At 70.7% G+C, this 24,634-nt stretch carries 20 protein-coding genes; 18 read left to right on the top strand and 2 right to left on the bottom strand.

Features of this window, described 5'->3' with window-relative positions:
* Window positions 1–16 precede the first annotated feature (16 nt).
* Genes ACFOYY_RS22745 through ACFOYY_RS22780 form a run of 8 tightly spaced genes read left to right on the top strand, consistent with a single transcriptional unit; the run spans window position 17 to window position 7,932 of the window.
* Window positions 17–1,666, top strand: a complete 1,650-nt coding sequence (locus ACFOYY_RS22745; protein WP_352015279.1) for an ABC transporter substrate-binding protein — start codon at window positions 17–19, stop codon at window positions 1,664–1,666.
* On the top strand, window positions 1,666–2,628 hold the full coding sequence (locus tag ACFOYY_RS22750) for an ABC transporter permease (RefSeq protein WP_352015280.1): 963 nt from the start codon (window positions 1,666–1,668) through the stop codon (window positions 2,626–2,628). Before ACFOYY_RS22745 ends, ACFOYY_RS22750 begins: the two co-directional genes overlap by 1 nt.
* Entirely contained in the window at window positions 2,625–3,485 is an 861-nt protein-coding gene (locus tag ACFOYY_RS22755; protein ID WP_352015281.1) for an ABC transporter permease, read from the top strand. The genes ACFOYY_RS22750 and ACFOYY_RS22755 overlap by 4 nt, the downstream gene beginning before the upstream one ends.
* On the top strand, window positions 3,482–4,426 hold the full coding sequence (locus tag ACFOYY_RS22760; protein ID WP_386191741.1) for an ABC transporter ATP-binding protein: 945 nt from the start codon (window positions 3,482–3,484) through the stop codon (window positions 4,424–4,426). Before ACFOYY_RS22755 ends, ACFOYY_RS22760 begins: the two co-directional genes overlap by 4 nt.
* Window positions 4,423–5,226 carry an ATP-binding cassette domain-containing protein gene (locus ACFOYY_RS22765; RefSeq protein ID WP_386191744.1) on the top strand — a complete coding sequence of 268 codons (804 nt, stop codon included), beginning with the start codon at window positions 4,423–4,425 and terminating at the stop codon, window positions 5,224–5,226. The genes ACFOYY_RS22760 and ACFOYY_RS22765 overlap by 4 nt, the downstream gene beginning before the upstream one ends.
* A 36-nt stretch (window positions 5,227–5,262) precedes the next feature.
* Window positions 5,263–6,093 carry a carbon-nitrogen hydrolase family protein gene (locus ACFOYY_RS22770; RefSeq protein ID WP_386191747.1) on the top strand — a complete coding sequence of 277 codons (831 nt, stop codon included), beginning with the start codon at window positions 5,263–5,265 and terminating at the stop codon, window positions 6,091–6,093.
* A complete protein-coding gene (locus tag ACFOYY_RS22775; protein WP_386191750.1) occupies window positions 6,086–7,063 on the top strand; it encodes an acetamidase/formamidase family protein in 978 nt (325 codons plus the stop codon). The genes ACFOYY_RS22770 and ACFOYY_RS22775 overlap by 8 nt, the downstream gene beginning before the upstream one ends.
* 23 nt (window positions 7,064–7,086) lie before the next feature.
* On the top strand, window positions 7,087–7,932 hold the full coding sequence (locus tag ACFOYY_RS22780; RefSeq protein WP_386191753.1) for a hypothetical protein: 846 nt from the start codon (window positions 7,087–7,089) through the stop codon (window positions 7,930–7,932).
* 3 nt (window positions 7,933–7,935) lie between these two features.
* Here ACFOYY_RS22780 and ACFOYY_RS22785 read toward each other — a convergent pair whose 3' ends face one another.
* A complete protein-coding gene (locus ACFOYY_RS22785; RefSeq protein WP_352015287.1) occupies window positions 7,936–8,517 on the bottom strand; it encodes a TetR/AcrR family transcriptional regulator in 582 nt (193 codons plus the stop codon).
* Between the two features lie 40 nt (window positions 8,518–8,557).
* Between ACFOYY_RS22785 and ACFOYY_RS22790 the strand changes: the two genes are divergently transcribed.
* Window positions 8,558–9,394 carry a helix-turn-helix transcriptional regulator gene (locus ACFOYY_RS22790; protein ID WP_352015288.1) on the top strand — a complete coding sequence of 279 codons (837 nt, stop codon included), beginning with the start codon at window positions 8,558–8,560 and terminating at the stop codon, window positions 9,392–9,394.
* A gap of 69 nt (window positions 9,395–9,463) precedes the next feature.
* On the top strand, window positions 9,464–10,216 hold the full coding sequence (locus ACFOYY_RS22795) for an SDR family NAD(P)-dependent oxidoreductase (protein ID WP_386191756.1): 753 nt from the start codon (window positions 9,464–9,466) through the stop codon (window positions 10,214–10,216).
* Between the two features lie 15 nt (window positions 10,217–10,231).
* On the opposite strand, the gene ACFOYY_RS22800 is transcribed toward ACFOYY_RS22795, so the two are convergent.
* On the bottom strand, window positions 10,232–10,837 hold the full coding sequence (locus tag ACFOYY_RS22800; protein WP_352015290.1) for a DUF1707 SHOCT-like domain-containing protein: 606 nt from the start codon (window positions 10,835–10,837) through the stop codon (window positions 10,232–10,234).
* Window positions 10,838–11,247: 410 nt separating this feature from the next.
* On the opposite strand from ACFOYY_RS22800, the gene ACFOYY_RS22805 reads away from it, so the two are divergent.
* From ACFOYY_RS22805 to ACFOYY_RS22840, 8 genes are all read left to right on the top strand, one after another.
* Entirely contained in the window at window positions 11,248–17,718 is a 6,471-nt protein-coding gene (locus ACFOYY_RS22805) for a metallophosphoesterase (protein WP_386191759.1), read from the top strand.
* A gap of 267 nt (window positions 17,719–17,985) precedes the next feature.
* The gene (locus ACFOYY_RS22810) at window positions 17,986–18,435 is read left to right on the top strand and encodes an SRPBCC domain-containing protein (RefSeq protein WP_386191761.1); all 450 of its coding nucleotides are present in this window, start codon (window positions 17,986–17,988) and stop codon (window positions 18,433–18,435) included.
* Complete coding sequence (locus tag ACFOYY_RS22815; protein WP_352015293.1) at window positions 18,432–18,770, top strand: ArsR/SmtB family transcription factor; 339 nt, start codon at window positions 18,432–18,434, stop codon at window positions 18,768–18,770. Before ACFOYY_RS22810 ends, ACFOYY_RS22815 begins: the two co-directional genes overlap by 4 nt.
* Window positions 18,771–18,968: 198 nt before the next feature.
* On the top strand, window positions 18,969–19,781 hold the full coding sequence (locus ACFOYY_RS22820) for an SDR family NAD(P)-dependent oxidoreductase (protein ID WP_386191766.1): 813 nt from the start codon (window positions 18,969–18,971) through the stop codon (window positions 19,779–19,781).
* Window positions 19,782–20,190: 409 nt separating this feature from the next.
* On the top strand, window positions 20,191–21,519 hold the full coding sequence (locus ACFOYY_RS22825; protein ID WP_386191769.1) for a sensor histidine kinase: 1,329 nt from the start codon (window positions 20,191–20,193) through the stop codon (window positions 21,517–21,519).
* A 10-nt stretch (window positions 21,520–21,529) separates the two neighbouring features.
* Window positions 21,530–21,739, top strand: a complete 210-nt coding sequence (locus ACFOYY_RS22830) for a response regulator transcription factor (protein ID WP_362778245.1) — start codon at window positions 21,530–21,532, stop codon at window positions 21,737–21,739.
* A gap of 226 nt (window positions 21,740–21,965) precedes the next feature.
* Complete coding sequence (locus tag ACFOYY_RS22835; protein ID WP_386191772.1) at window positions 21,966–22,706, top strand: alpha/beta hydrolase; 741 nt, start codon at window positions 21,966–21,968, stop codon at window positions 22,704–22,706.
* The gene (locus ACFOYY_RS22840; protein ID WP_386191775.1) at window positions 22,699–23,880 is read left to right on the top strand and encodes an acyltransferase family protein; all 1,182 of its coding nucleotides are present in this window, start codon (window positions 22,699–22,701) and stop codon (window positions 23,878–23,880) included. Before ACFOYY_RS22835 ends, ACFOYY_RS22840 begins: the two co-directional genes overlap by 8 nt.
* Window positions 23,881–24,634 lie beyond the last annotated feature (754 nt).

Here is a 24,634-nt window from a genome sequence, read left to right on the forward strand (position 1 = left end):
GAAGGAAGGCAAGACGGTGAAACCCCAGACTAAGCTCACCGCGTTGACGCTGGTAGGCCTGCTGGCCGCAGGATGTTCCGGCGGCTCGGACGCCGGGGCGCGGGCCGCGGGAAAGAGCGGCGCCGTGTTGCGGATCGGCACGACGTTCACCTGCAACTCGACCAATCCGTTCGCGTCCATCGGCACGACCTGCGCGATGATCTTCCGCTACAACTACCCGTTTCTTGTCCAGTACACCGGTTCCGGCTCCTTCGAGGGCGACCTGGCGAAGTCGTGGACCTCCAGCGAGGACAAGCTCACCTGGACCTTCGACCTGCGCCCCGGCGCGAAGTGGTCGGACGGCACCCCCCTCACCGCCGCCGACGTGGCCTTCACCGTCAACACCATCGTGAAGTACCGCGAGGGGCCGACCGCCTCGGAGGCCGCCTCGGTCAAGAACGTCAGGAGCGCCTCGGCTCCCACGCCCGAGCGGGTCGTGATCACCTATGAGAAGCCGACCGCCAACGTGCTCGGCCGCCTGGTGAAGGTCCCCGTGCTCCCGGCCCACGTGTGGGAGAAGTACGCGACCGGCGACGGGATGCAGCTCAAGCAGACCCCCAACCCCGCGCCGCTGGTCGCGGGCGGACCGTTCCGGCTGAGCAAGTACGCCAAGGACCAGATCGCGCTGATGGAGCCCAATCCCAACTGGTACGGCGACCGCCCCAAGCCCGGCGGTTTCGGCCTGCAGTTCTTCAGCAGCCCCGACGCCATGGTCAACGCCCTCAAGACCGGCCAGATCGACTACGCGGCACCACTGCCGATCACCGCGGTCAAGCCGGTCGAGCAGGCGGGCTTCACGGTGTCACGCAGGGCGGGCTTCCGTTTCCACGACCTCATCATCAACCAGAGCCCGAACCAGAAGGCCCACCCCGAACTGCGCGACCCGAAGGTGCGCGAGGCGTTCGAGCACGCCGTCGACCGCAAGCGGATCATCGAGGTCGCCTACCTCGGGTACGGCACACCGGGCAGCTCCATCGTGCCTCCGGCCAGCGGCGACTGGTACGACCCCTCGGTGCGGCCCCTGGGCTTCGACCTGACCAAGGCGGCGGCGCTGCTCGACGAGGCGGGCCACCGGCCCGGCCCCGACGGCGTCCGGGTCGCCGACGGCGCGCCCATGTCGTACGAGGTGATCATCCCGGACGTCGAGGGCGGCGAGGGTGAGCGGGCCCTGCAGATCGTCAGCGAGGACTTCAGGAAGATCGGCGTGCAGCTCAAACCCAGACAGGCCGACAACGCCACCGCCTTCGACCAGCTGACCGGACCCGACAAGAAGTACGAGCAGTTCACCCTGGCCCAGTGGGGCTGGATCGCGCAGCGCGACCCCGACTTCCTGCTCAACGGCATGACCTGCGGGCAGTGGGGCAGCTGGAACGACACCGCCTACTGCGACAAGGACTACGACAAGCTGTACGACCAGCAGGCGAGCACCGTGGACGACGCCGACCGCAGGGAGATCGTCTGGCGGATGCAGAAGATGGTCTACGAGGCCCGGCCGTACATCGTCACCCACTACGACGACGTCGTGGAGGGGCACAGCAAGAAGTGGAGCGGGTTCGGCGACTCGCCGCTCGGCATCCTCGACTCGCAGTCCCGTTACGGCCTGCTGTCGGCGACGGCCGCCCCCTGATGTCACGCACCGGCCACCTGATCAGGCGTCTGCTGACGACCCTGGTGACCATCTACGTGGTGGTGACGCTGAACTTCCTCCTGTTCCGCGTGCTGCCCGGGGACGCCGTGGCGAACCTGTCCCGGGTTCCGGGCGGTTCGCCGGAGCTGAGCGCGGCGCTGCGCAGGCAGTTCGGCCTCGACCAGCCGCTCTGGGACCAGTACTGGATCTATCTCGGCCGTCTGGCCCACGGAGACCTGGGCGTCTCCTTCGCCACCCAGGAACCGGTCGCCGGCCGCCTGGCGGAGGCCTTCGCCAACACGCTGCCGCTCATCACGATCGGCCTGCTTCTGGCGCTCGCGCTCGGCCTGGTCAGCGGCGCGCTCGCCGCGTGGTACCGGGGCGGCTGGGTCGACAGGCTCAGCACCAACACCGCCATCGCCTTCTACTCGGTCCCGACCCACTTCCTGGGGCTGCTGCTCATCCTGCTGCTGGGCTCCGACCTGCCCGCGCAGGGCATGCGCGACGAGTTCCTGGTCGACCCGACCTGGGGCGAACAGCTCGCCGACGTGGCCGCCCACATGGTCCTGCCCGCGCTGACCATCGCGCTCATCGTCTTCGGGCAGTACACGCTCGTGGTGCGCTCCTCCATGCTGGAGACCCTGGGTGACGATCACGTGCTGACCGCCAGGGCGCTCGGCGCCGGTCCGATGCGCACGTTGGCCAGGCACGTGCTGCCGAACGCGATGCTGCCCGTCATCACACTCGTCGCCCTCTCCCTCGGCAGCCTCATCGGCGGGTCGATCCTCGTGGAGACGGTCTTCTCCTGGCCCGGCGTCGGCCGGGCGATGTACGAGGCGGTGGTGCAACGCGACTATCCGATGCTCCAGGGGGTGTTCCTCGTGCTCACCGTCTCGGTGGTCACGCTCAACCTGCTGGCCGACCTGCTCTACGTCCGGCTCGACCCGAGGGTGGCCCGATGAGACTCCTGCGCGCCAACCCACGGGCCACCGTCGGCGTCGCCGTCCTCGTCCTGCTGACACTGGCCGCCCTGCTGGCCGGGTGGCTGGCGCCGTACGATCCGGGGCGGCAGGTCGGAGCGGTCTTCGCCCCGCCCGGCCCCGCGCACCCGCTCGGGCTCGACGACGGCGGCCACGACGTGCTCAGCCTCCTGTTGTACGGCACGCGGCCGACGTTGTTCATCGGTGCCGCCGCGGCCCTGGTCGCCGTGCTGGTCGGCGGCTGCGTCGGGGTGACCGCGGGGTACTTCGGCGGCTGGGTCGACACGCTGCTCATGCGGATCACCGACTACGCCATCGTGATTCCCGCCCTGCCGCTCGGCATCGTCATCGCGGCCGTGTGGGGCAGCAGCATCGGTCATCTCGTCGTGGTGATCGCGCTGCTGCTGTGGACCTCGACGGCCAGGGTGGTGCGGGCCGAGACCTCCTCCCTCAGGAACCGTCCTTACGTCCAGCGGATCCGCGGACTGGGCGCGAGTCACCTGAGGGTGATCGGCCGCCACCTCCTGCCGCAGCTCGCGCCGCTGCTGAGCGCGATGGCCGCGCTCACCATCGCCCTGGCGATCTTCACCGAGACCGCGCTGACCTTCCTCGGGCTCGGCGACCCGGAAACCGTCACCTGGGGAACCATGATCCGTTTCGCGTTCCAGCGGACGGCGATGACGCAGGGGGCCTGGTGGGCCTTCGCCCCGCCAGGTGTCGCCGTCTCGCTCGTCGTCATGTGCTGCTACTGGGTGTCCCAGTCGATCGAGGACACGCTCAACCCCCGGCTCAGGGTCGCGCACCTGGCCCGCGAGTACTTCAAGGTGGTGCCCCGATGAGCCTGCTCAGCGTGCGTGACCTGGTCGTCGGATTCCCCTCGGGCGCGCGTGCCGTACGGTCGGTCAGCCTCGACCTCGAACCGGGGGAACGGCTGGCGCTCGTCGGCGAGTCCGGGTGCGGCAAAACCACCACAATGCTGGCCATGATGGGGCTGCTGCCCGCCGGGACCGTCGTCTCCGGCCAGGTGCTGCTCGACGGCGAGGACATCCTGGCCGGTGGTGAGGCCTCGATGCGGCCACATCGCTGGACCGACATCGCGATGGTCTTCCAGGGCGCCATGAACGCGCTCAACCCGGTGCGCCGGGTCGGCGCCCAGATCGCCGAGGCCGTCCGCATCCACGGCGGCGGCAGGCGGGAGGGCAGGCTGCGCGCCCTTGAGGTGCTCGAACGGGTCGGCCTGCCCGAGGGCGTCGCCTCCCGCTACCCGCACGAGCTATCCGGCGGCCAACGGCAGCGGGCCGTCATCGCCCTCGCGCTGGCCTGCGAGCCGAAGGTCCTGCTGGCCGACGAGCCGACCACGGCGCTCGACGTGATCGTGCAGGACCAGATCGTCGCCCTGCTGCGGGAGCTGAGCGACTCGCTCGGGCTCGCCGTGGTGCTCGTCACCCACGACCTCGCCCTGGTCCCGCGCATCTGCGACCGGGCCGCCGTCATGTACGCCGGCTCCGTCGTGGAACACGCGGCCTGCGCCGACCTCGTGCGCAGGCCACTCCACCCGTACACCCGGCGCCTGGTCGAGGCCACCCCCGACCTGACCGCGCGGCGCCCGCTGACCTCGATTCCCGGCGTGCCGCCCCGGCTCGACCTGCCGCTGACCGGCTGTGCCTTCCAACCGCGCTGCACGAGTTCACTCGACCGGTGCGCGGAGAGCCCCCCGCCGCCACGGGACCTGGGCGGCGGCCGTTCCTGCTCCTGTCACCTGGTGGAGGTGGACGCATGAGCCTGGTCGCCGAGGACGTCCGTGTCAGGTACGGCGGCCGCAGGCCGCTGGCCGACGTGCTGCTGCGCCGCCCGTCACCGGGCTCGTTCGCGGTCGACGGAGTACGGCTCTCATTGGCCAAGGGCAGCGTCGTGGCGCTGGTCGGGGAGTCGGGGTCGGGCAAGAGCACACTCGCCCGGTGCATGGCCCGGGTGCAGGACCTCACCGGGGGCCGGGTGAGCGTGGACGGCGTGGACGTCGCCACGCTACGCGGCCGGGACCTCAAGGCCTTCCGCCGCCGCGTCCAGATGATCTTCCAGGATCCCTACGAGTCCCTCAGCCCCCGCCAGCGGGTCAGGGACATCGTCGCCGAAGGGCTGGCCGTGCACGGGGTGCCCAGGGCGGAGCGGGAGGAACGGGTCCGGGCCGCGCTGACCGCGGTCGGCCTCACCCCGGTCGAGTCCTTCCTCGACCGCCGCCCGTTCGAGCTGTCCGGCGGGCAGCGCCAGCGTGTCGCCATCGCCGGCGGTCTCGTCCTCGACCCCGACTATCTCATCGCCGACGAGCCGGTCTCCATGCTGGACGTCTCGGTACGGGCCAGCGTGCTCAAGCTGCTCGACGACCTGCGGGAGAGCCGGGAGCTCGGTGTCCTGCTCATCACCCACGACCTGGCCACCGCCGTACACGTCGCCGACCACGTCGCGGTGATGCACGGCGGCCGGATCGTGGAGCAGGGGCCTGCCTCGCAGGTGACGCGGGAGCCCGCCCACCCCTACACCCGCGCGCTGCTCGCGGCCACCCCGGCCCTCGACCGCGGCTGAGCGCCCACAAGCCCCAGAAACGAAGAACGGAGACCCATGCGAGTCGCCCTGGCCCAGATGTCCTCCGGGCCCGACAGGGACGCCAACCTCGACCGGATGGCCGCCACACTCGACCGCGCCGCGGACGCGGGAGCGGAACTGCTCCTGTTGCCCGAGGCCTGCGCCTACCGGGGCGCTCCGTCACCCGGTCTCGTCGAGGAGCGCGACGGCCCGACGCTGTCACGTCTGCGCTCCGCGGCGGCGGCGCGCGGGCTGGCCGTACTGGTCGGCGGAATGTGGCTGGCCTCCGGCGAGGAGGCCAGGCCGTACAACGCCGCGGTCTTCGTCGGGTCAACGGGCCGGATCGTGGCCGAGTACCGCAAGGTTCACCTGTTCCGGCTGGCGACGGCCGAGGTGACCGAGGACGAGGGCGAGTACACCACCCCCGGCGACCATCTGGTGACCGTGGACTACCGGGGGCTCTCCTTCGGCCTGTCGATCTGCTACGACCTGCGTTTCCCCGAGCTGTACCGTTCGCTGGCGCGTTCCGGTGCCGACGTGTTGTGTGTGCCGTCCAACTTCTCCGCCCTCACCGGTGCCGCGCACTGGGAGCCGCTGCTGCGCGCCCGGGCGATCGAGAACCTCTGCTACGTCCTGGCCCCGGCTCAGGAGGGGGTTGGGGACGACGGTTTCGCGGCCTTCGGCCAGTCCATGGCGGTCGACCCCTGGGGCCGGGTCCTGGCCCGCGCCGAGGAGGGGACGGAGTTCGTCACCGTGGATCTCGACCCCGCCACGCTCGGCCGGGCACGTGCCGCGCTGAACGCGCCGAACGAGACGGCCCCCGCCGTGTACGACCGTCCGGTGGCACGGGAGCGGGCCGATGGCTGACCTCACGACCGGTCCCACGGCGGTGCGGGTGCCGAGGAACCTGCACCATTTCGCCTACGACCAGGCCCTCACCCCGGTGGTCGAGGTCGGCGACGGCGCCACGCTGGTCTTCGAGACCCTCGACTGCTTCTCTAACCAGGTCGTCTCCACCGACCAGCGTTTCCCCGCCGAATCCGACCTTCTCGACCTGATCGGCGCCTTCAACCCCGTCGCCGGTCCGGTCGCGATCCGTGGCGCGCGGCCCGGCGACGCCCTGGCCGTCACGATCCGCGACATCCGGCTGGGCACGGTCGCGCCGTACGCGGTGACCCTGATCCACCGTGACGACGAACTGGACGCGCCGCTCGGCGACACCCGTGTCTGCCCTATCGCTATCGACGGCGACACCGTGTCGTTCCCGACCTCGCTCGGCCCGCTCGTCCTTCCGACGCGCCCGATGGTCGGCTCACTCGGTCTCGCGCCCTCTGGAGAGGCCTTCCCCTCGCTGCTGTCCCACCCCCGGTGCGGTGGCAACATGGACTGCCAGGCGCTGCGGACGGGCAGCGTGCTCGTCATACCGGTCGAGGTGGCGGGCGGGTTGCTGTCCCTCGGGGACGTGCACGCCCTCATGGGCGACGCGGAGATCACCGGCACCGCGCTGGAGACCAACGCCGACGTCACCGTGACCGTGGACCTGCTCCCCGGAGCGGGGACCGCGATGGGCACTCCCCACCTCGACGGCCTCGGGCACATCGGCACCGTCGGATGCGCCCACGGGACCGACGTCACCGCCAACCTGCGGGCGGCGATGCGCGAGCTCCACCGCAGGCTGACCGCCGAGTACGGTTACCGTCCCGCCGAGGCCCACCACCTGCTCGGAGCGGTCGCCGAGGTCACCGTGAACCAGTGCGTCCACGGGGGCTGGTCGTCCGTCCACGTGGCGGTCCCGCGATACTCCCTGCCCACCCCCCTGCCGGAACCGTCGTCCTGAGCGTCGTCCCGAGACGAGTGAACATGCACCGACCACGCGCCCTCTCCATCTACGACATCGGCCGCACACCGATGTACGCCTCGCAGTACGACCAGCGTTTCTCCTACTGCCTGCACGTCCCCGACGACTACAGCGCCGACTCCGGGAAGGTCTACTCGCTGGCGGTCCTGGTCCACGGAACCGAGCGGGACGTCCAGACCTACCGGGACTCCTTCGCCGACTTCTCCGAGGCCAACGACTGCGTCGTGCTGGTCCCCCTCTTCCCGGTCGGCATCCCGGACCCCGGCGAGTTCGACGGCTACAAGTACCTCAGGCACGGTGACATCCGCTTCGACCTGATCCTGCTCGCCATGGTCGAGGAGGTCACCGGCACCTACCGTGTCGACAGCAGGCGTTTTCTGCTGTTCGGTTTCTCCGGAGGCGGCCACTTCGCCCACCGGTTCCTCTACCTGCACCCGGAGCGGGTGCGCGCGGTGACGATCGGGGCGCCGGGGGCGGTCACGCTGCTCGACGAGAGCCTGCCCTGGCCCGCGGGGATCGATGGCACCCTGGAGACACTGGGCAGGCGGGTCGACCCCTCCGCGCTGCGCGAGACAGCCGTCCACCTGCTGATCGGCGCCGAGGACACCCAGACCAGGGCCATCCGCGTCGGCGCCGGGCATCCGGCGTGGATTCCGGGGGTGAACGACGAGGGAGTTCCCCGCACCGGGCGGATGCTCGCCCTGAAACACAGCCTCGAACGGCACGGCCTGGCCGTACGGTACGACGTGGTCCCCGGTGTCGGGCACCACGGCCCCTCCCTGTTCGGCCGGGTGAAGAACTTCTTCACCCATGTCCTGACCGCCGACGCCCGCGCCCCGAGCCGCTGAGCCTCAGGAGTCGCCGGGCAGGGAGTCGAGCCAGTCCAGGAGGCGGTTTCCCTCGCGGACCATGATCTCCGGGTCGCGCAGGGCGTTGGTCAGCAGCGACATGCCCTGGTAGGCGCCGACGAGCGTGAGCGCCAGGCCGTCCGGATCGGGGGCGCCCAGTTCGCGGAACTGCCGCTCGGCCCAGTCGAGCAGCAGCCGGATGACCCTGCCCGCCTCGACGTCCATGCCCCCGTCCTCGCGTTTGTCCAGCTCGACGGCCAGGGTCCCGGTCGGGCAGCCGTAGCGGGCCGCGACGTCGCGCTGGCCGATCCAGCCGCCGACCAGGGCCTTGAGGCGTTCGCGCGGGTCGGGGAGCCTGTCGAGTTCGTCGGTGAGGCCCGCCAGGTGCCCGGCGTGCTCGGCCAGGGCCGCCTGTACCAGCGCGTCCTTGGTCTTGAAGTAGTAGTACACGTTCCCGACGGGGACGTCGGCGGCGTTGGCGATGTCGGCGATGGTGGTGCGCTCCACGCCCTGCCGGTGCAGGACCTGGGCGGCGGCGACCATCAGCTGCCGCCGCTTGCCCGCCGATTTCTTTGAGTCAGCCACCTGACTAACAATAGTCGATCCCTGTGGCTATCGTGGGGACATGACCATCGAGGCGATCGGCGACTCCACCCGGCGGCGCGAACGGCTCCGTGACTTCCTGCGCGCCCGCCGGGCCCGGCTCACCCCCGGCGACGTCGGCATCCCCACGGCCGGACGGCGCCGGACCCCGGGGCTGCGGCGCGAGGAGGTGGCGCTGCTGGCCGGGGTCGGGGTCTCCTGGTACACCTGGCTCGAACAGGGCCGCGACATCACCGTCTCGACCGGCGTGCTCGACGCGATCGCCGGGGCACTGCGCCTGGGCGAACCCGAACGGGCCCACCTCTACTCCCTGGCCGGTCTCAACCCGCCGCCCGCCGGGCGGACGCCCGCGAGCGAGGTCACCCCCGAGCTGCGGCGCCTGCTCGACGGGTGGGAGGGACGGCCCGCGGTGCTGCGGGACAGGAACTGGGACGTGCTGGCGTTCAACGAGACGGCGCGGAGCGTGTTCGGCTTCGCCGAGGGGGCCGCCCACAACTGCCTGGTCACCTTCTTCACCAGCCCCCGCTATCTCGCCATGCGCGAGACGTGGGTCTCGGCCGCCCCCGCCGTCGTGGCCGCCTACCGCGCCGACTGGGCGCGTTTCCCCGGCGACGCCGGATTCGAGCGGGTGGTCGCCGACCTCGGCGTCGTCAGCCCCGACTTCGCCGAACTGTGGGAACGCCACGAGGTGGGCGTCCCGGCCCAGGCCGTCAACGCCCTGCGCCACCCCCGGGCCGGTGAGCTGTTCTTCGACGCGACGACCCTGACGGTCGCCGACCGTCCCGGCCTGAACCTCGTGCTGTACGACCCCCGCCCCGGCACCGGCGAGCGTCTCGCCGCCCTGACCCGCACGGCCTGAACCTGGTGGTGCCACACCCACGACAGGCGCGCACTGTATGCCCGCGCGCCGTACCGGCACGCTGGACCCATGACACGGTTCTCGGGAAAAGTCGCACTGATCACCGGCGGTACCAGCGGCATGGGCCTGGCCACCGCGCACCGGCTGCTCGCCGAAGGAGCCCGGGTCGTCGTCACAGGCCGTGACAGGGTACGGCTGGACGCCGCCGTGGCGAGCCTCGGCGACCGGGCGTTCGGGGTGGCCGGCGACGCGGCGAACCTCGCCGACCTGGACACACTGGCCTCGACCGTCCACGACCGGTACGGCGGGCTGGACGTGGTGTTCGCCAACGCGGGCGTCGGCGCCTTCCAGGCCTTCGGCGACGTCACCGAGGCCGAGTTCCACCGCGTCGTGGACATCAACCTCAAGGCGGTGTTCTTCACCGTCCAGAAGACGCTTCCCCTGCTGTCCGACGGGGGATCGATCGTGATCAACGCGTCGTTCGCCCTGCACCGTGGAACGCCCGGCACGGCCCTCTACTCGGCGGCCAAGGCCGCGGCGCACAATCTGACCCGGACCCTCGCGGCCGAGCTGGCGCCACGGCGCATCCGGGTCAACTCCGTGAGCCCGGGCACCATCGACACCCCGGCGTTCCGCACCGAGGTCTCCGCCGAGGCCCGGGCCTCCCTCGCGGCCTCCATCGCCGCCGGACGCGTCGGCACCGCCGAGGAGGTCGCCGCCGTGGTCGCCTTCCTCACCTCCGGCGAGGCGTCCTACGTCAACGGCCAGGACATCCTCGTCGACGGCGGCCTCGTCAACTCCACCCCCGCACCGGTGCTGTGAGTCCCGCTCCCGGGCTCAGCGGTCCTTCCTGCGCTTGGCCTTGCCGCTCACGCCGCCGAACAGCGCCAGGCCCTTCACCACGACCACCGGCGCAGACGGGTCGATGTCCGGGCCGCCGTGCACGTCGAAGCCGCCGAAGATGCCCACACCCTGGCAGCGCACCTCCACCCCCTCGGGCACGATGATCTCGGCCCCGCCGAAGACGGCGTTGATCGTGATCTCGATCTCCTTCGCCTCGAACTCGGCGTCGGTCATGTCGAACCGCATCCCGCCGAAAAGGGCCAGACCCCTGATGCGCCGCCGTACCCGCCAGCGGCCCTTGCGGTCGGCGCCGCCGAAGATGGCGATGACGTTCTCGGGTTCTGAGTTCGTGCCCGGGACGTAGGACACCGGGCTCGTGGCCGGACGGTGCCGCTCGACCTGCAGATCGCTGGTGAGAACCTCAAGCTCCCCAACCGTCTTGGCCTGGTAGAGCCTGTCCAGGCGTTCGGAGTACTCCTCGTAGGCCAGCTGACCGGTGCTCAGGGCCTCACCGAGCAGGGCGGAGACCTGCTCCCTGTTGCTGTCCGAGGCGCGCAGGTTCGACGTCTGGGGGTCCCTGCGCTGAGGGAAGTTTTCCATGAAAGTCACGATAGTTCTCATTTATCACGACAGAGAGCGCGTAAAAGGGGCCGGGTCTCCGTACCGGCTCGCACCCCGTCACCCCGAGCCCGGCGGCTGAAGGTTACGGCGCAGGTCACCGGACCGGTCCGGCCTGCCGTTCACGGCACTCGGGAGGCGGTGCGCGTGCGCCGTCGCGGGCCGGTCGGTCATGGCGGTCTCCGCGCGCGGCCGCCGACCGGACGTGACCGGAGCGCCGCCCGTCTGATCACCGAACAAGCCCGTTGGGCGCCTTGTCTGATAGATCCAAAATGTGATCATTGTCGGGATTTGTTGATCGTTCACCTTCACTACACGCACGCGCAGTGAGCCGTTCCACCCGCTGTGATTTCTGTGATCAGCACACTCGAATCACCTGAAACGGCAGAAACATGACGCGCAGCAGCGCACCACGACCCCCTGCCTGGCCCGGTGCGATCACCGCGATCGCACTCACGGCCGGCGCACTCGTCGTCGCGCCGGCCTCCCCGGCCTCGGCGGCCTCGGCGACCGAGAACCGGCCGACCTACCTCGGCAAGTCCCTGTACACCGGTGAGTTCCACGCGCACACCGGGATGAGCGACGGAGCCGAGAACCCGAGCGCGGCGTTCACCTACGTACGCGACAAGACTGACGCGGACTTCTTCGCCCTCACCGAGCACGACGTGATGTGGGACATCCGCAACGGCGACGACTTCATCAAGGACTGGCGGGACGCCGACTCGGACGAGTGGCGTGCCCTGCACGAGCTGGCGGACAAGTTCAACGCGTCCCAGACCGAGCTCACCGTGGCCCCCGCCATCGAGAACACCTGGTACGACGGCACCGGCCACATCAACCTCTTCAACACCAGCTGGCACGCGACGGCCAGGGCCACGGAGAAGGGCACCGTCGACGGGTTCGCCAACGGCTTCGGCGTCGGCGACATGAAGTACGACTACTTCACCTACCTCGCCCGCCTCAAGCAGGACCCGAACGCGATCGGCCAGTTCAACCACCCCTCACCCACGGGCAAGGGCGAGTTCTTCGGCTTCAGGGGCCTGGACAGGACCGCCGACGAACGCATGGAGCTGATCGAGGTCAAGTCCCCGGACCAGGCCAGGGAGTTCCAGAAGGCCCTTGACGCGGGCTGGCATCTGTCCCCGGTCTGGAACGGCGACGAGCACTCCGCCACCTGGGTCACGAGCAACCCGTCGATCACCGGCATCTGGGCCAGGGGCAGGAGCCTGGACGACCTCTACGCGGCGATGCGCGACCGCAGCACGTACTCCACCGGAGACGTCAACGCCGTCCTCGCCTTCGGCGGCAACGGCAAGCTGATGGGCTCGATCCTGCCCGCGGGCACCACCACCCTGGACGCCGAGCTCCAGCTGAGGGACCCCGACGCCAAGGACTCCTTCACCGGCGCCCAGCTGATCACCAACGGCGGGAAGGTCGCCCACGACTTCGGCAGGCTGAGCGGCAACGACCTGACGCTGAAGAAGAAGCTGGACGTCAAGGACGGCGACTTCTACTACGTCCGCGCCGACCAGGCCGACGGCAACTTCCTGGTCTCCGCCCCGATCTGGATCGGCGAGACGACGAGCGGCGCGAACTACGCCCCGCAGATCACCGTCGCCGACGTGCCCGCGACCGCCCGGTACGGCCAGGCGGTCACGCTGCCGCAGGTGAGCGCGACCGACGACTCCGGCGGGCAGCCGACCACCGCCCTTGAGGTGTGGGACTCCGCGGGCCAGGTCCCGGTCAAGGACGGCGCCTTCCAGATCCGCTCCTACGACGACACGTTCGTCGTCGTGAAGGCGACCGACGACAAGGGCAACACCAACGCCGAGCTGCGCCGGATCCAGATCGACCAGAGGACGCAGGACCCGGCGGGCGTGTTCCGCTTCACCAACAACGTGGCCGTGGGCGCCGAGCCCGGCACGGCGGGCATCGCCGTCACGACCGACCGGGACATCCAGCGCGTCTACGCGCAGGTCCTGCCGGAGGGCGGCGACGACTGGTCCAGGGCCCAGGTCCTCACCTCGACCGGCGACAGCCCGTACGAGACGTCGACCGTCGGCAACGACGAGCCCAAGTTCCAGCACTCCGTCACGGGCCAGACGCTGCGCTCCCACGAGTTCCGGCTCACCGGCCTGAAGGTCGGCACGTCCTACCGGTACCGCCTCGGCGTCACCAGGAACGGCGCCGCCCCGAAGGCCGCCGACACGGCCGCCTGGACGGACGTCAAGGGCCGGTTCCTCGCGGGCGGGACCGACAGCGAGCCCGTCTACATCCTCGGCGACATCCAGGTCCCCGACAGCAACGCCGACAGCCTCAAGCTGCCGGGCAAGGTCCTCGACCAGCTGAAGGCCAAGGCTCCCGGCGGCGGCACCGTCATGCAGCTCGGCGACCTCGTCGAGGACGGCGGCCGCACCAGGATGTGGAGCGAGATCAACGACGCGCTCCTGTCCGGCCTCGACACGCAGTACGCGGCCGTCAAGGGCAACCACGAGACCTACGAGGACCCCGACTACAACTCGGTCGCCGTCGAGCCCGCCTCGGTCTTCACCAACATGTTCGCGCTGCCCAAGAACGGCGCCGTGGGCGAGGCCAACTACTCGTTCGACCGCGGGCAGATCCACTTCTCCGTCCTCAGCTCCACCGCCCGTCTCGACGACCAGCTCGCCTGGCTGGTGAAGGACGTCCGGGCCTCGGACAAGAAGTGGAACGTCGCCCTCGGGCACTTCTCCTACTACGGCGGCCGCCACGGGGCCGACGCGGGCATGGACATCGACCGCGAGAAGGTCACGCGCGTCCTCGACCAGCTCGGCGTCGACATGTACATCGGCGCCCACGACCACGTCTACAAGCGCTCGACGATCTACGAGGGCCGGCTGGCCCGGACGCCGGAGGAGACGGCCGAGGGCACCACCTTCGTGACGATGGGCTCCTCCGGCCCCAAGTTCTACGAGAACGCGAAGCACTGGTGGGACGACAAGGTCGACGACGAGGACGTCCAGATGGGCGGTGTCCTGACGGCCACCGACGCGGGCCTGCGACTGACGGCGTACAAGATCGACGGCCGGGTGGTCGACGACTTCACCGTCACCAAGCCGCAGGGCACCTGGAAGGTCTCCTCCGCCGAGATCAGGAACCGTGAGCTGGACGGCGTCGGACTCATCTCCTCCCCGGGCAGCCTCGACAGGCTGACCGTCATGGCCGCGACGTACGACGCCTCGCAGCAGAAGATGATCGACGTGCGCTCGGCCGACGTCACGCTCAACCACACCGGCCGTGAGCAGTACATCAGTTTCGACAAGCCGCTCGCGGTCGCGCCGAGCTCGACCGTCAGGCTGTTCGTCTGGGACTCGCTGAGGTCCGGCAAACCGCTGCGGCCAGCCGTGACCCTGCGCGAGGGCCTGGCCGGTGACGGCACCGCCCAGACCCCCTACCTGATCGACTCCGCCGACGACCTGGCGAAGATCGACAACGATCCGGCCGGGCACTACAGGCTCGCCGGCGACCTGAACCTGAGCGGCCTCGGCCGTTCCCAGATCGGCCGCACGATCGCCTTCACCGGCGTGTTCGACGGCGCCGGGCACACCGTCTCCGGCCTGTCCGCGATCCCCGGCCAGGGGCCCGGCCTGTTCGCCGACAACCACGGCACGATCGTGAACCTGGTCGTCAACGGCGAGGCGACCACCGACCGCACCCCGGCCGGTCTCGTCGCCGACATCAACCACGGCACGATCGAGCGGGTCCGTGCCGACGGGTCGCTGACCGCCGCGAGCTATGTCGGCGGCATCACCGGCCACCAGTTCGGCATCGTCCGCAACAGCGTCTCGACGGTGAACGTCAAGGCCACGGCCCAGTACGTCGGCGGCGTCGTCGGCGTCGCCATGGGCGGCTCCGTCACCCAGAACGTGCTGGCCACCGGCTCGGTCACCTCGGCCGGGGCGTCGGCGGGCGGCATCGCGGCCTACGGGTACGACGCGACCGAGGTCAGCCACTCGGTCGCGCTGAACTCGAACGTCTCCGGCACCAGCTACGCGCACGCCATCCTCGGCCGCGTGCTCGCCGGGCAGACGGCCTCGCTGGAGGACAACCACGTCAGCCGGGCCGTACCGATCAGTGGGCAGACGCTGACCGACCCGCCCGCGGCGGGCAACCAGAGGGGCAACGTCGTCCCCCCCGCCGAGCTCCGCAAGCAGTCCTTCTACGAGGCGCGCGGCTGGGACTTCACCAACGTCTGGCAGTGGAACGAGACCGGCGCGCGGCCGACCCTGAAGGTGGCGCCCGAGACGCTGCAGGCCGGTGAGGCGCCCCAGCTGCCGAAGGACGACAGGGGCTTCCACATCGTCAAGAGCGCCGACGACCTCGCCCAGATCGGTACGCACCTCTCGTATGACTACGTGCTCGGCGCCGACATCGACCTGAGCGGAAAGCCGTTCACCACCCTGCCGGGCGCGTTCACCGGTGAGCTGGACGGCGCGGGCCACACGATCAAGGGCCTGACCTCGACCGGCGGCCTGTTCACTCAGGTGTCCGGAAACGTCCACGACCTCGCGATCGTCGGCGCCAAGGTGACCGGAACCACCGCGCGCGCGGGCATCCTGGCGGGCGCGAGCACCGGCACCGTCGAGCGTGTGTGGGTCTCCGGCTCGGTGACCGGGGCCTCGCGGGTCGGCGGTCTGCTCGGCGACTCCCAGGGCGTCGTCCGTGACGTCTACTCCACGGCGGACGTGCACGCGCTGTCCACCGAGGCGGGCGGGGTCATCGGCGTCGCGCTGGCGGGATCGCTCACCGAGCGGGCCTTCGCCACGGGTGCCGTCCTCGCCGACGGCCGCAACGACGGAGGCGTGGCCGGGTACGGCTACACCGGCACCACGATCCGGAACTCGATCGCGCTCAACCCGACCGTCACCGCGCCGTCCTGGGCGCACCGCTTCCTGGGCCGGGTGCTGGCGAACAACGTCGCCACGCTTGAGGGGAACTGGGCGGTCGAGACCCTCCAGGCCACCACGCAGCAGGAGACCACGATCGGTCCGGCGACGCTCAACGGCGCCACCGCGACCAGGGACGAGGCCCGCAGCCAGGACTTCTGGACCGGCAAGCTCGGCTTCGACCTCACCACGGTCTGGAAGTGGGACGAGGACGGCAGGCGGCCCGTACTGCGCGCCGTACCCGAGGACGTCCCCGCCGTCTCCGATCCCGAGCCCACGGGCCCGGCTCTGGCGCGGGACACCGACGGCTTCTACCTCGTACGGCAGGCGGCCGACCTGGGTCAGATCGCCGCTCACCCGGCGGAGAGGTTCCGGCTCGCCGCGGACCTCGACCTGACCGGCGTCGCCCCGATCACCCCCGCGTTCACCGGCGAACTGGACGGGGCGGGACACACCCTGAGCGGTTACACCTCCTCCGTCGGCGGCCTGTTCGCCTCCGTCACCGGCAAGGTGCACGACCTGACCCTCGCCGGGGCCTCGGTGAACACCACCACGGGGAACGTGGGTCCGCTGGCCGACCGCCTCGACGGCACCGTTGAGCGGGTCGCCACCAGCGGCTCGATCGTCGGCGCCACCACGGTCGGCGGCATCGTCGGCTACAGCTGCGGCGTGCTGCGCGACTCGTGGTCGGCGACGACCGTCTCGACGACCGGCGGCAAGTACGCGGGCGGACTCGTCGGCATCGCCGGCGGCGCCGCCCAGTGCTCCGCGAGCGGCGGCAGCCTCACCGAGCGGAACTACGCCACCGGCGCGGTGACCGTACCGAAGAGCGAGGCCGCGGCCGGCATCAGCGGCTACGCCTACACCGGCACCACCATCCGGAACAACGTCGCGCTCAACCCGACGGTGACCGCGACCGGATGGGCCCACCGGATCGTCGCCCGCACCCTGAACGGGGGCGCGCCGACCGTCGAGCACAACCTCGCCGTCGAGACCCTGGTCGCGTCGGTGCAGAGCATCGGCTCCACCGCGCCGGAGAGCTTCAACGGCACCACCGTCACCGTCGCGCAGGCCGCCGACCCGGCCACCTACGCGTCGATCGGGTGGGACCTGGAGAAGGTCTGGCGGTGGGACACCGGCCTCGGCCGACCGGTCCTGCGCACCGCCCTGACGGCACCCGCCACCGCGCCGGAACCTGCGAGCCCTGCCGCCGAGAACCCCGCCACGGAGGAGACCGCGACGCCTGCCGCGGCGGCTTCGGCGGAGTCCGCGGCCTCGGCGCGGACCGTCGCGTTCACCACCGTGGTCCCAGCGGCGGCGGCCAAGGCCACCGAGACCGACGGCATCCGCCACCAGGCGGTCGTGAACGACAACGGCACCGTCACGGTGACGGTGTCAGCGGGGGCCGCCACGGCGGCCAAGCAGCTGTCGTTCCTCCTGCTGAAGGCCGGCGCCCCCGCGTCGGCTCCGGCCGGAGGCGACATCGCCTACCTCGGGGAGGCCCGCCTCGACGAGCAGGGCAACGCGACGCTGACCGTGCTCCTGAACCAGCCGGACGGGACGACCCTCGCGCTCAACACCTCCGGTGACACGAAGCGTTACCTCGCCCCGCTCCTGTCCCGGGTACCCGAGCCCACGGGGATGAGGGTGCTCCACGACACCGTCACCGCCACGGTCAAGACGCAGGGGAACGCCCCCGCCCAGGTGACGATCACCCTGATCTGCACGGGCAAGGGCAAGTGCCAGGAGGATGTCACCGTCTCCCACGGCGGCCGTCCTGTCGACGACAAGAAGGTCACGCTCCAGCCCGGCAAGACCCGGGACCTGAAGCTCAACCTCCGCGACGAGGCCCGCGCCGCCCTCCGCGCCGGCAAGTCGATCGTCCTGGACGTCCGGATCGGCACGGCCCCGGCGGTCCAGGTGAAGGTCAACCCGTAAGGAGGCCCCGGCCTCTCCGACGACCCGAAAGCCCATGGCGCCCGCAGCCTTCTCGGCTGCGGGCGCCATGGCGCATCAGGGCGACGCCGCGACCAGACCTCCCCGTACGGCCTCACCCTCCGTCCGGGCATGGGCCGCGCCCCGACCGGCCGTGCCCATAACGCCCTCTCCGCCGACCCTACGGTCTACACGCAACACAAGGTTGCGCATCACTGATGCGGCCACTAGGTTAATGCGCAACCGATGGTTGCCTATTGGAGGTCCGTGGTGGAGTTCGGAAAGCTGGAGCGTGAGATCCACATCGACGCGGCGCCGGAGGTCGTGTTCGATGTGGTGAGTCGTCCCGAGCACATCAAGATGTGGTGGTCCGACGACGCGTCGTTCGAGCCCGAGCCAGGCGCCGTCGGCGAACTGGTGTGGGACGTCCCCGACGTGGTCGAGTCGATCACGGTGGTCGACGTGGACCCGCCCCGCAGGTTCGCGATGCGCTGGATCGCCCCTGACGGTCAACTGCCCGATGCGGGCAACTCTCTCCTGATCACCTTCGAGCTCGAACCCTCCGGCGACGGCACGATTCTGCACCTGACCGAGAGCGGCTGGCGGGAGAAGGGCTGGGAGGCCGCCGTGCTTGAGAAGGCCTTCCACGAACACGAGCACGGCTGGGACACCTTCCTTCCCCTCCTGCGGAGCTACGCCTCTTCCGTGGTGGCGCGATGACCGTCGCCGTCGACGACGAGCTCTGGTCGGCGATCGGCGACCCGATCAGGCGCCGTCTGCTCGACCTGCTGCTCGCGGAAGGCGTCGGTACGCCGACCAGCCTGAGCGATCGTCTCCCGATCTCGCGCCAGGCGGTCACCAAGCATCTGAACGTCCTCGATCGCGCGGGCCTCGTGCGCGCGACACCGATGGGCCGCGAGCGACGCTACGAAGTCGACGAGGCACAGCTCGCCCGTGCCGTACGGCAGCTGAACGAGGTCGGCAGAACCTGGGATGTACGGCTGAACCGCATCAAGCGCATCGCGGAACAGATCCAGCGCCAGAAAAACGACTGACCAACAGATCGACGTACCCGTGTGCCGGTGGCGGTGATCTCCGTCCCGGACGCCTGGACCCACGGCGACGGCACCGATCGACGTGCTCGCGTGCCGGTGACGCGGTGATCTCCGTCCCGGACGCCTGAACCGACGGTGCCGGTGTGCCATCGAGCCCGTGTAACCGTCCGAAGAATCAACCACCTTTGGGGGACAAACATGAGTGGATCGCTGCTCGGCGACAGGAACGCTGTCATCTATGGGGGCGGGGGCGCCATCGGTGGCGCGATCGCCCGGGTGTTCGCCCGGGAAGGCGCGAGGGTGTTCATCGCCGGACGGACACAGGAGAGGCTCGACGCCGTGGCACGTGACATCGCCGCCACGGGCGGAGCGGTCGAGACCGCGCAGGTCGACGTTCTCGACCAACAGGCGGTCGAGAAGCACGCCGACACGGTCGCGGCGACGGCCGGCGGCATCGACATCGCCGTCAACGCCGTGAGTGTCCCGCACGACCAGGGGACCTCGCTGGCGGACCTCTCGCTGGAGGAGTTCATGCGGCCGATCGACGGCTATCTGCGGGCGCTGTTCATCACGAGCAAGGCTGTGGCACGGCACATGGGTCGCGAACGGCCCGGCGTCATCCTGACGCTGTCCGAGCCGGGCTCCAAGCTGGCTGTGAGCGGCATCCTGGGGCACGCCGTGAGCGCGGCGGGCAAGGAGGCCTTCTCCCGGGTTCTGGCCGCGGAACTGGCACCCGGCAACGTCCGGGTGATCGGCATCCGTCCACACGCCGCCGTCGACGCGCCCGCGGCGGGTTCCCACACCAAGGACCTCTTCGAGCAAGCCGCGACGGCGGCCGGGCAGTCGGTCCAGGAGCTGCTCGAAAGCGGAGCGATGGCGCAGGGAACGCTTCTGAAGAGACTGCCCACGCTCTCCGAGATCGCGGAGACGGCCGCGTTCCTGGCTTCGGACCGAGCCGGAGCCATGACCGGAACGATCGCCAACCTGACCGCCGGCGCACTTGTCGACTGAGACCGCCGCATCCGATCAACCCGACGACTTCGTTCCCCGCACCTCCTGGGCGTTCCGCCCAACGCCCAGGCCGTCGCCGACGCGGGCTTCCCGGTGGTCGTGACCTGCCCCTACGGGCGGTCAGGCGTCCGGATCACCGCCGCCCAACCGTCTTGAACGCCGTCGGCGCTCGGTAGGCGCACGCACTTACCCATCTCAGAGCGCAAGCGGCGGTCGAACAGCTCAACGCCCCAGACGTCCGGCATGGGAACTCCTCGACTGGTGCCGACAAGCTTGGTCCGGGGAACCTTGCCCGCCAGGTCGCAACGCTCCTCCGGTTCCAAATGGCGTGATCCGACTCACCGGGATGAGGCGAAAGATCCCTCCATGGTGTGATCTGGGTGATTGGCGGTCTCCATAGACTGGCCGGATGGCTTCTCCCCCCGCCCAGCGGGCGCGGCTGCGGCCCGTCGCCCGGCTGGGCCGCGCGCTCACCGCAGCCGTGTGGACCGGCAGGGCCGGTCCGTCGCACCCCCGCCCCCGGTGGCTGACCCCCCGCGTGCCGGGGTTTCTGAGTCTGCTGCCGTTCCGCACGATCAACCTGGTCCTCGTCGCCGATCTCGTACTGGCCTTCATCCTGTTCCGCGCCGTGCAGGCGCTCATGAGGCACGAGTCGCTGTATATGGCGACGCCTCTGGACGGGGGAGAGATCGCGTTCATCGCCCTGACCTCCTCGCTGCCGCTGGCGCTGCGCGACCGCTGGCCGCTGATGGCCTGGCGGCTCGCGGTGGTGCTGATTCCCTGGGGGATCGTCACCCGCGGCCAGGACCTGGAGGCGGCCTTCTCCGCCGACGCCGTGATCATGTACCTGCTGGTGGTCTACGCGGTCGCGGTCCGCTGCGAGCGGCACGTCATCATCGGTGTGTGGATGATCTCGGCTGCCGCCCTGTGGATCCTCGGCATCCAATCCGACCCCAGCCTGCCCGGCGTGACGTTCATCGGCATCGCCATGGTGACCGTCACCGTCCTGTTCGGCTACAACGTCCAGGCCAGGAGGACGGCCGCCGGGCGGCTGGCCGAGGAGGAACGGCGCAGCGAGCAGGCGCTGGCCGGGCAGGCCGTCCTGGAGGAACGGGCCAGGATCGCCCGGGAGCTGCACGACGTGGTGGCGCACCACATGTCGGTGATCGCCATCCAGGCGGAGGCCATACCGCTGCAGGCGCGGGAGGACGCGCGGCTGCTGGAGGAGGGGCTCGGCGAGATCCGCGCGCTCTCGCTGGCCGCCATGACCGAGATGCGCCGCGTGCTGGGCGTGCTACGCGACGGGGACGGGCGTACGGACACCGCGCCGCAGCCGGGCCTGGGCCGCCTGGAGGAGCTCGCCGCCACCGCGCGCTCCGCAGGGCTCTCCGTGGAGCTCAAGCTGGGCGGCGACCTGCTCGACCTGCCCACCGCGGTGAATCTGTCGGCCTACCGGATCGTGCAGGAGTCGCTCAGCAACGCCATGCGGCACGCGCCCGGCTCGGCCGTCACGGTGAGGATCCACCGCTCGGGCGACGAGCTGAACATCCACGTGGCGGACGACGGCGGGGACCGCGCCGCCGCGGAGGCGGCGAAGGCGGGGCGCGAGAAGCACACGGGACACGGCCTGATCGGGATGCGGGAACGGGCCGCCATGCTCGGCGGGAGCGTGTGGGCGGGACCGACGGGAAAGGGCTTCGCGGTCACCGCGATACTTCCGATCGCTGAGGAAACATGACGATCAGGGCATGGTCAGAACCGGCTTCACCGTGTTCCTGGACGCCCGGTCCGACATCGAGGCGGTGAACGGGCGGGAGGCTGTCGAGCGCGTCACCGAACACGAGACCGAGGTGCTCGTCCCCATCGCCAGGGGCCGCTCCGACCAGGAGATCGCCGAGGAGCTCGTACTCTCGGAGCAGACGGTCAAGACCCACATCGGCCGATCCCGACCAAGCTGAACCTGCGCGACCGGGCCCAGGCGATCCTGTACGCCTGCGAGTCCGGACCGGTCCGCTCCGGCGAGTGAGATCCCCAGGGGACCGTCCCACGCCCCGCTCCCCGGGACGGCGCCGCCTTCCTCCCTCCGGGGGGTGATGTGAAGGTGAGCACCGCGGTGTGACGCGAGTTACCGATCTTGATTCGTAGCGTCCTGTCTCGTTCCCCCGAACCGGACAGGAGGCCTCCGTGCTCCGCTCCTCGCTCGCCGTCGCCACCGCCGCAGCGCTCACCTACCTGGCCGTCCCCTCGCCGCAGGGTGACCGGATCATCCAGGTCTACGGCGATCTCAGTACGGCGGAGCACGTGGCCGTCATCGTCCCCGGCGCCGACACCACGCCCGCCACCTTCGACGGCGGGCGGGCCAAGCCGTACAGCACCCCCGGAGGCGGGGCGCGGGCGGTGCTCGCCCAGGCGCGGGAACTGGATCCGGCAGCCCGGCTGGCCGTGGTCGCCTGGCTCGGGTACGACAGCCCGGCGACCGTCAGCCTGGAGTCCGCCACCGGCTGGGCCGCGGAGAAGGGCGCCCCGGCGCTGCGGCGCTACGTGAACGAGACGCTCCGCGGCAAGCGGGTCAGCCTGCTGTGCCACAGCTACGGGTCGGTGGTGTGCGCCAAGGCCGCGCCGGGGATCCGGGCGGACAACCTGGCCGTGTTCGGCAGCCCCGGGCTCGGCGTCTCCTCGGCGGCCGAGCTGGGCGGGGTCCCCCTCTGGGCGGGCAGCGGCACGGAGGACTGGACGCGCGACATCCCCAAGGTCAAGCTCGGCCCGCTGGGCTTCGGTCGCGATCCCGCCGAGCCCGGCTACGGTTCCCGGGTGTTCGCGGCCGGCGCCGCCGGGCACAGCGACTATCTCGCCCCCGGCGGCGAGTCCCTGCGCAACCTCACCCTGATCGCCCTCGGGCGGACCGCCGAGGTGTCCCATGCGTGACCCGGCCGGGCGCCGTACGGCGGCGCGGGTCGAGGCGATGACGCCGCCGGGGCGGGACCGGGGGGTGGACGCGCTGCGGGCGCTGGCGATCGCCGGGGTGGTGCTGGGGCACTGGCTCGTCACGGCGTGGGTGCCCGGGCCCCGGGGGACGGTCGCCGTCTCCAGCCCGCTCGCGTTCATGCCGGAGCTCGCGCCGCTGTCGTGGGTGTTGCAGACGCTGGCGGTGTTCTTCTTCGTGGGCGGGTACGCCGCGGCACGGAGCCTGCGGACTGCGGGTGATCGGGCGCGGGCGGAGACGGCGGGTCCGGCGCGGGCGGCGGGTCCGGCGCGGGCGGCGGGTCCGGCGTGGGTGCGGGCCAGGATGGGGCGGCTGCTGCGGCCGGTGGGCCCGCTCCTGCTGGTCTGGGCAGGGATCGCGGCGGGGCTGGCGCTGCACGGCGCGCCGTACGCGACGGTCAGGGCGCTGGCGCTCCCGGCGCTCGGACCGATCTGGTTCCTGGCGGTCTTCGCGGCGCTCACCGCCGCCACTCCCCTGCTGCTGAGACTGCGGCCGGGCGTCACCGCCGCCTCGGCGGCCGCGGTGGTGCTCGTGGTGGACGCGGTCAGGTTCGGCCTGGGCGGGCCGGCCTGGCTGGGGTGGGTGAACCTCGCGGCCGGGTGGCTGGTGCCGTACATGCTGGGGATGGGCTGGGCGGGCGGCGGGCTCGCCTCCCGGCGGACGGCGGTGGCGCTGCTGGCCGGAGGGGCGGCCGGGGCGGCGGTCCTGGTGGCCGGGTTCGGCTATCCCGCGAGCATGGTGGGCGTGCCGGGGGCGAGGGTCTCGAACCTCAGCCCGCCCACGCTCGCCGCCGTCGCCTTCGGGCTCGCCCAGGTGGGGCTGGCGCTGCTGGCGCACGGGCCGCTGGGGCGGCTGATGCGCAGGCCCCGGCTCTGGGCCGCGGTGGCGCTGCTCAACCTGTCCGCTATGACGATCTTCCTCTGGCACCTGACGGTGGCTGCCGTGACCGCCCTGGCCGCACTCCGCTTCGGCGCCGTCCCGGGACTGCTCACCCCGCCCGCCCACCTCTCCTGGCTGCCGGAGCGCCTGGGCTGGCTGCCGGTGTTCGGAGGGCTGCTCGCCCTGGCGGGGGCAGCGGCGAAGCGGTTGAATGCCAGAGTGTCGCGATCAGCTTGACGCGGTCTTCGCATGTTTGTGACGCTGTGCCACGAAAGGCCCCTGCGGCTGGAGTCGCCCCAGTTCGGTAGACACATCAGGGCTTGCACAGCCGTCTTGATGGACGTTCTTGAGGACCTGTCGGCACTCGTATACCGAGCATGCCTCCATTTGATCCGATCGCGGAGAACGCGAACGTGGTCGAATCTCTGACCTTCCAATTGCCCCGCGACCCACTGGGCACACGATCGTCGGGATCGAACTCCCGTAAGTGGAATCGGAGGCTCTTGACGGCCTTCCGCTCGCGGACCTCGCGCCTCTTGGACAGAAAATCGCCCGGCAGGTTGTGACACACGTCAGCGATCATGCGCATGTGTTCCAGGTGCCTCATCGCCGTATCGGTCTCCCCACCGGCCAACGCGCGCTCCGCCAGGTGGCTGACGGCACGAATCTCCACGAACCCCTTGGCCATCAAGCCCCTGACGGCCTCCTGCGCCGAACCACGTTCCAATCCGGCGGGCCGGTCACGCGCTGTCCGTGTGTCTTCCGAGAACGTGTGGCAGACACAGTGGCCTTCACGCTCTTCAACGCAGCGCGGGTGACCGCAACCGTGGTCATGCCGGCGATCACGGGACCACACATGGAAGTCCCGCGCAGTGTCAACGGCGCGAACCGTCCGAAGCGCCCTGGGCAACGTCGTGCCCCGGCCCGAACCTTTCGCCTCTGACCAGGGAAATAACCACACGCACGTCAGCGTGCCATGAACGAACCTGAA

Source organism: Streptosporangium jomthongense (assembly GCF_042650425.1).
Classification (GTDB): domain Bacteria; phylum Actinomycetota; class Actinomycetes; order Streptosporangiales; family Streptosporangiaceae; genus Streptosporangium.

What these genes read in the sequence shown, in the direction of transcription:
- ACFOYY_RS22750 (WP_352015280.1), top strand. Translation starts at nt 1,666, where the DNA reads ATGTCACGCACCGGCCACCTGATCAGGCGTCTGCTGACGACCCTGGTG.
- ACFOYY_RS22755 (WP_352015281.1), top strand. Translation starts at nt 2,625, where the DNA reads ATGAGACTCCTGCGCGCCAACCCACGGGCCACCGTCGGCGTCGCCGTC.
- ACFOYY_RS22760 (WP_386191741.1), top strand. Translation starts at nt 3,482, where the DNA reads ATGAGCCTGCTCAGCGTGCGTGACCTGGTCGTCGGATTCCCCTCGGGC.
- ACFOYY_RS22765 (WP_386191744.1), top strand. Translation starts at nt 4,423, where the DNA reads ATGAGCCTGGTCGCCGAGGACGTCCGTGTCAGGTACGGCGGCCGCAGG.
- ACFOYY_RS22770 (WP_386191747.1), top strand. Translation starts at nt 5,263, where the DNA reads ATGCGAGTCGCCCTGGCCCAGATGTCCTCCGGGCCCGACAGGGACGCC.
- ACFOYY_RS22775 (WP_386191750.1), top strand. Translation starts at nt 6,086, where the DNA reads ATGGCTGACCTCACGACCGGTCCCACGGCGGTGCGGGTGCCGAGGAAC.
- ACFOYY_RS22780 (WP_386191753.1), top strand. Translation starts at nt 7,087, where the DNA reads ATGCACCGACCACGCGCCCTCTCCATCTACGACATCGGCCGCACACCG.
- ACFOYY_RS22790 (WP_352015288.1), top strand. Translation starts at nt 8,558, where the DNA reads ATGACCATCGAGGCGATCGGCGACTCCACCCGGCGGCGCGAACGGCTC.
- ACFOYY_RS22795 (WP_386191756.1), top strand. Translation starts at nt 9,464, where the DNA reads ATGACACGGTTCTCGGGAAAAGTCGCACTGATCACCGGCGGTACCAGC.
- ACFOYY_RS22800 (WP_352015290.1), bottom strand. Translation starts at nt 10,837, where the DNA reads ATGGAAAACTTCCCTCAGCGCAGGGACCCCCAGACGTCGAACCTGCGC.
- ACFOYY_RS22805 (WP_386191759.1), top strand. Translation starts at nt 11,248, where the DNA reads ATGACGCGCAGCAGCGCACCACGACCCCCTGCCTGGCCCGGTGCGATC.
- ACFOYY_RS22815 (WP_352015293.1), top strand. Translation starts at nt 18,432, where the DNA reads ATGACCGTCGCCGTCGACGACGAGCTCTGGTCGGCGATCGGCGACCCG.
- ACFOYY_RS22820 (WP_386191766.1), top strand. Translation starts at nt 18,969, where the DNA reads ATGAGTGGATCGCTGCTCGGCGACAGGAACGCTGTCATCTATGGGGGC.
- ACFOYY_RS22825 (WP_386191769.1), top strand. Translation starts at nt 20,191, where the DNA reads ATGGCTTCTCCCCCCGCCCAGCGGGCGCGGCTGCGGCCCGTCGCCCGG.
- ACFOYY_RS22830 (WP_362778245.1), top strand. Translation starts at nt 21,530, where the DNA reads ATGGTCAGAACCGGCTTCACCGTGTTCCTGGACGCCCGGTCCGACATC.
- ACFOYY_RS22840 (WP_386191775.1), top strand. Translation starts at nt 22,699, where the DNA reads ATGCGTGACCCGGCCGGGCGCCGTACGGCGGCGCGGGTCGAGGCGATG.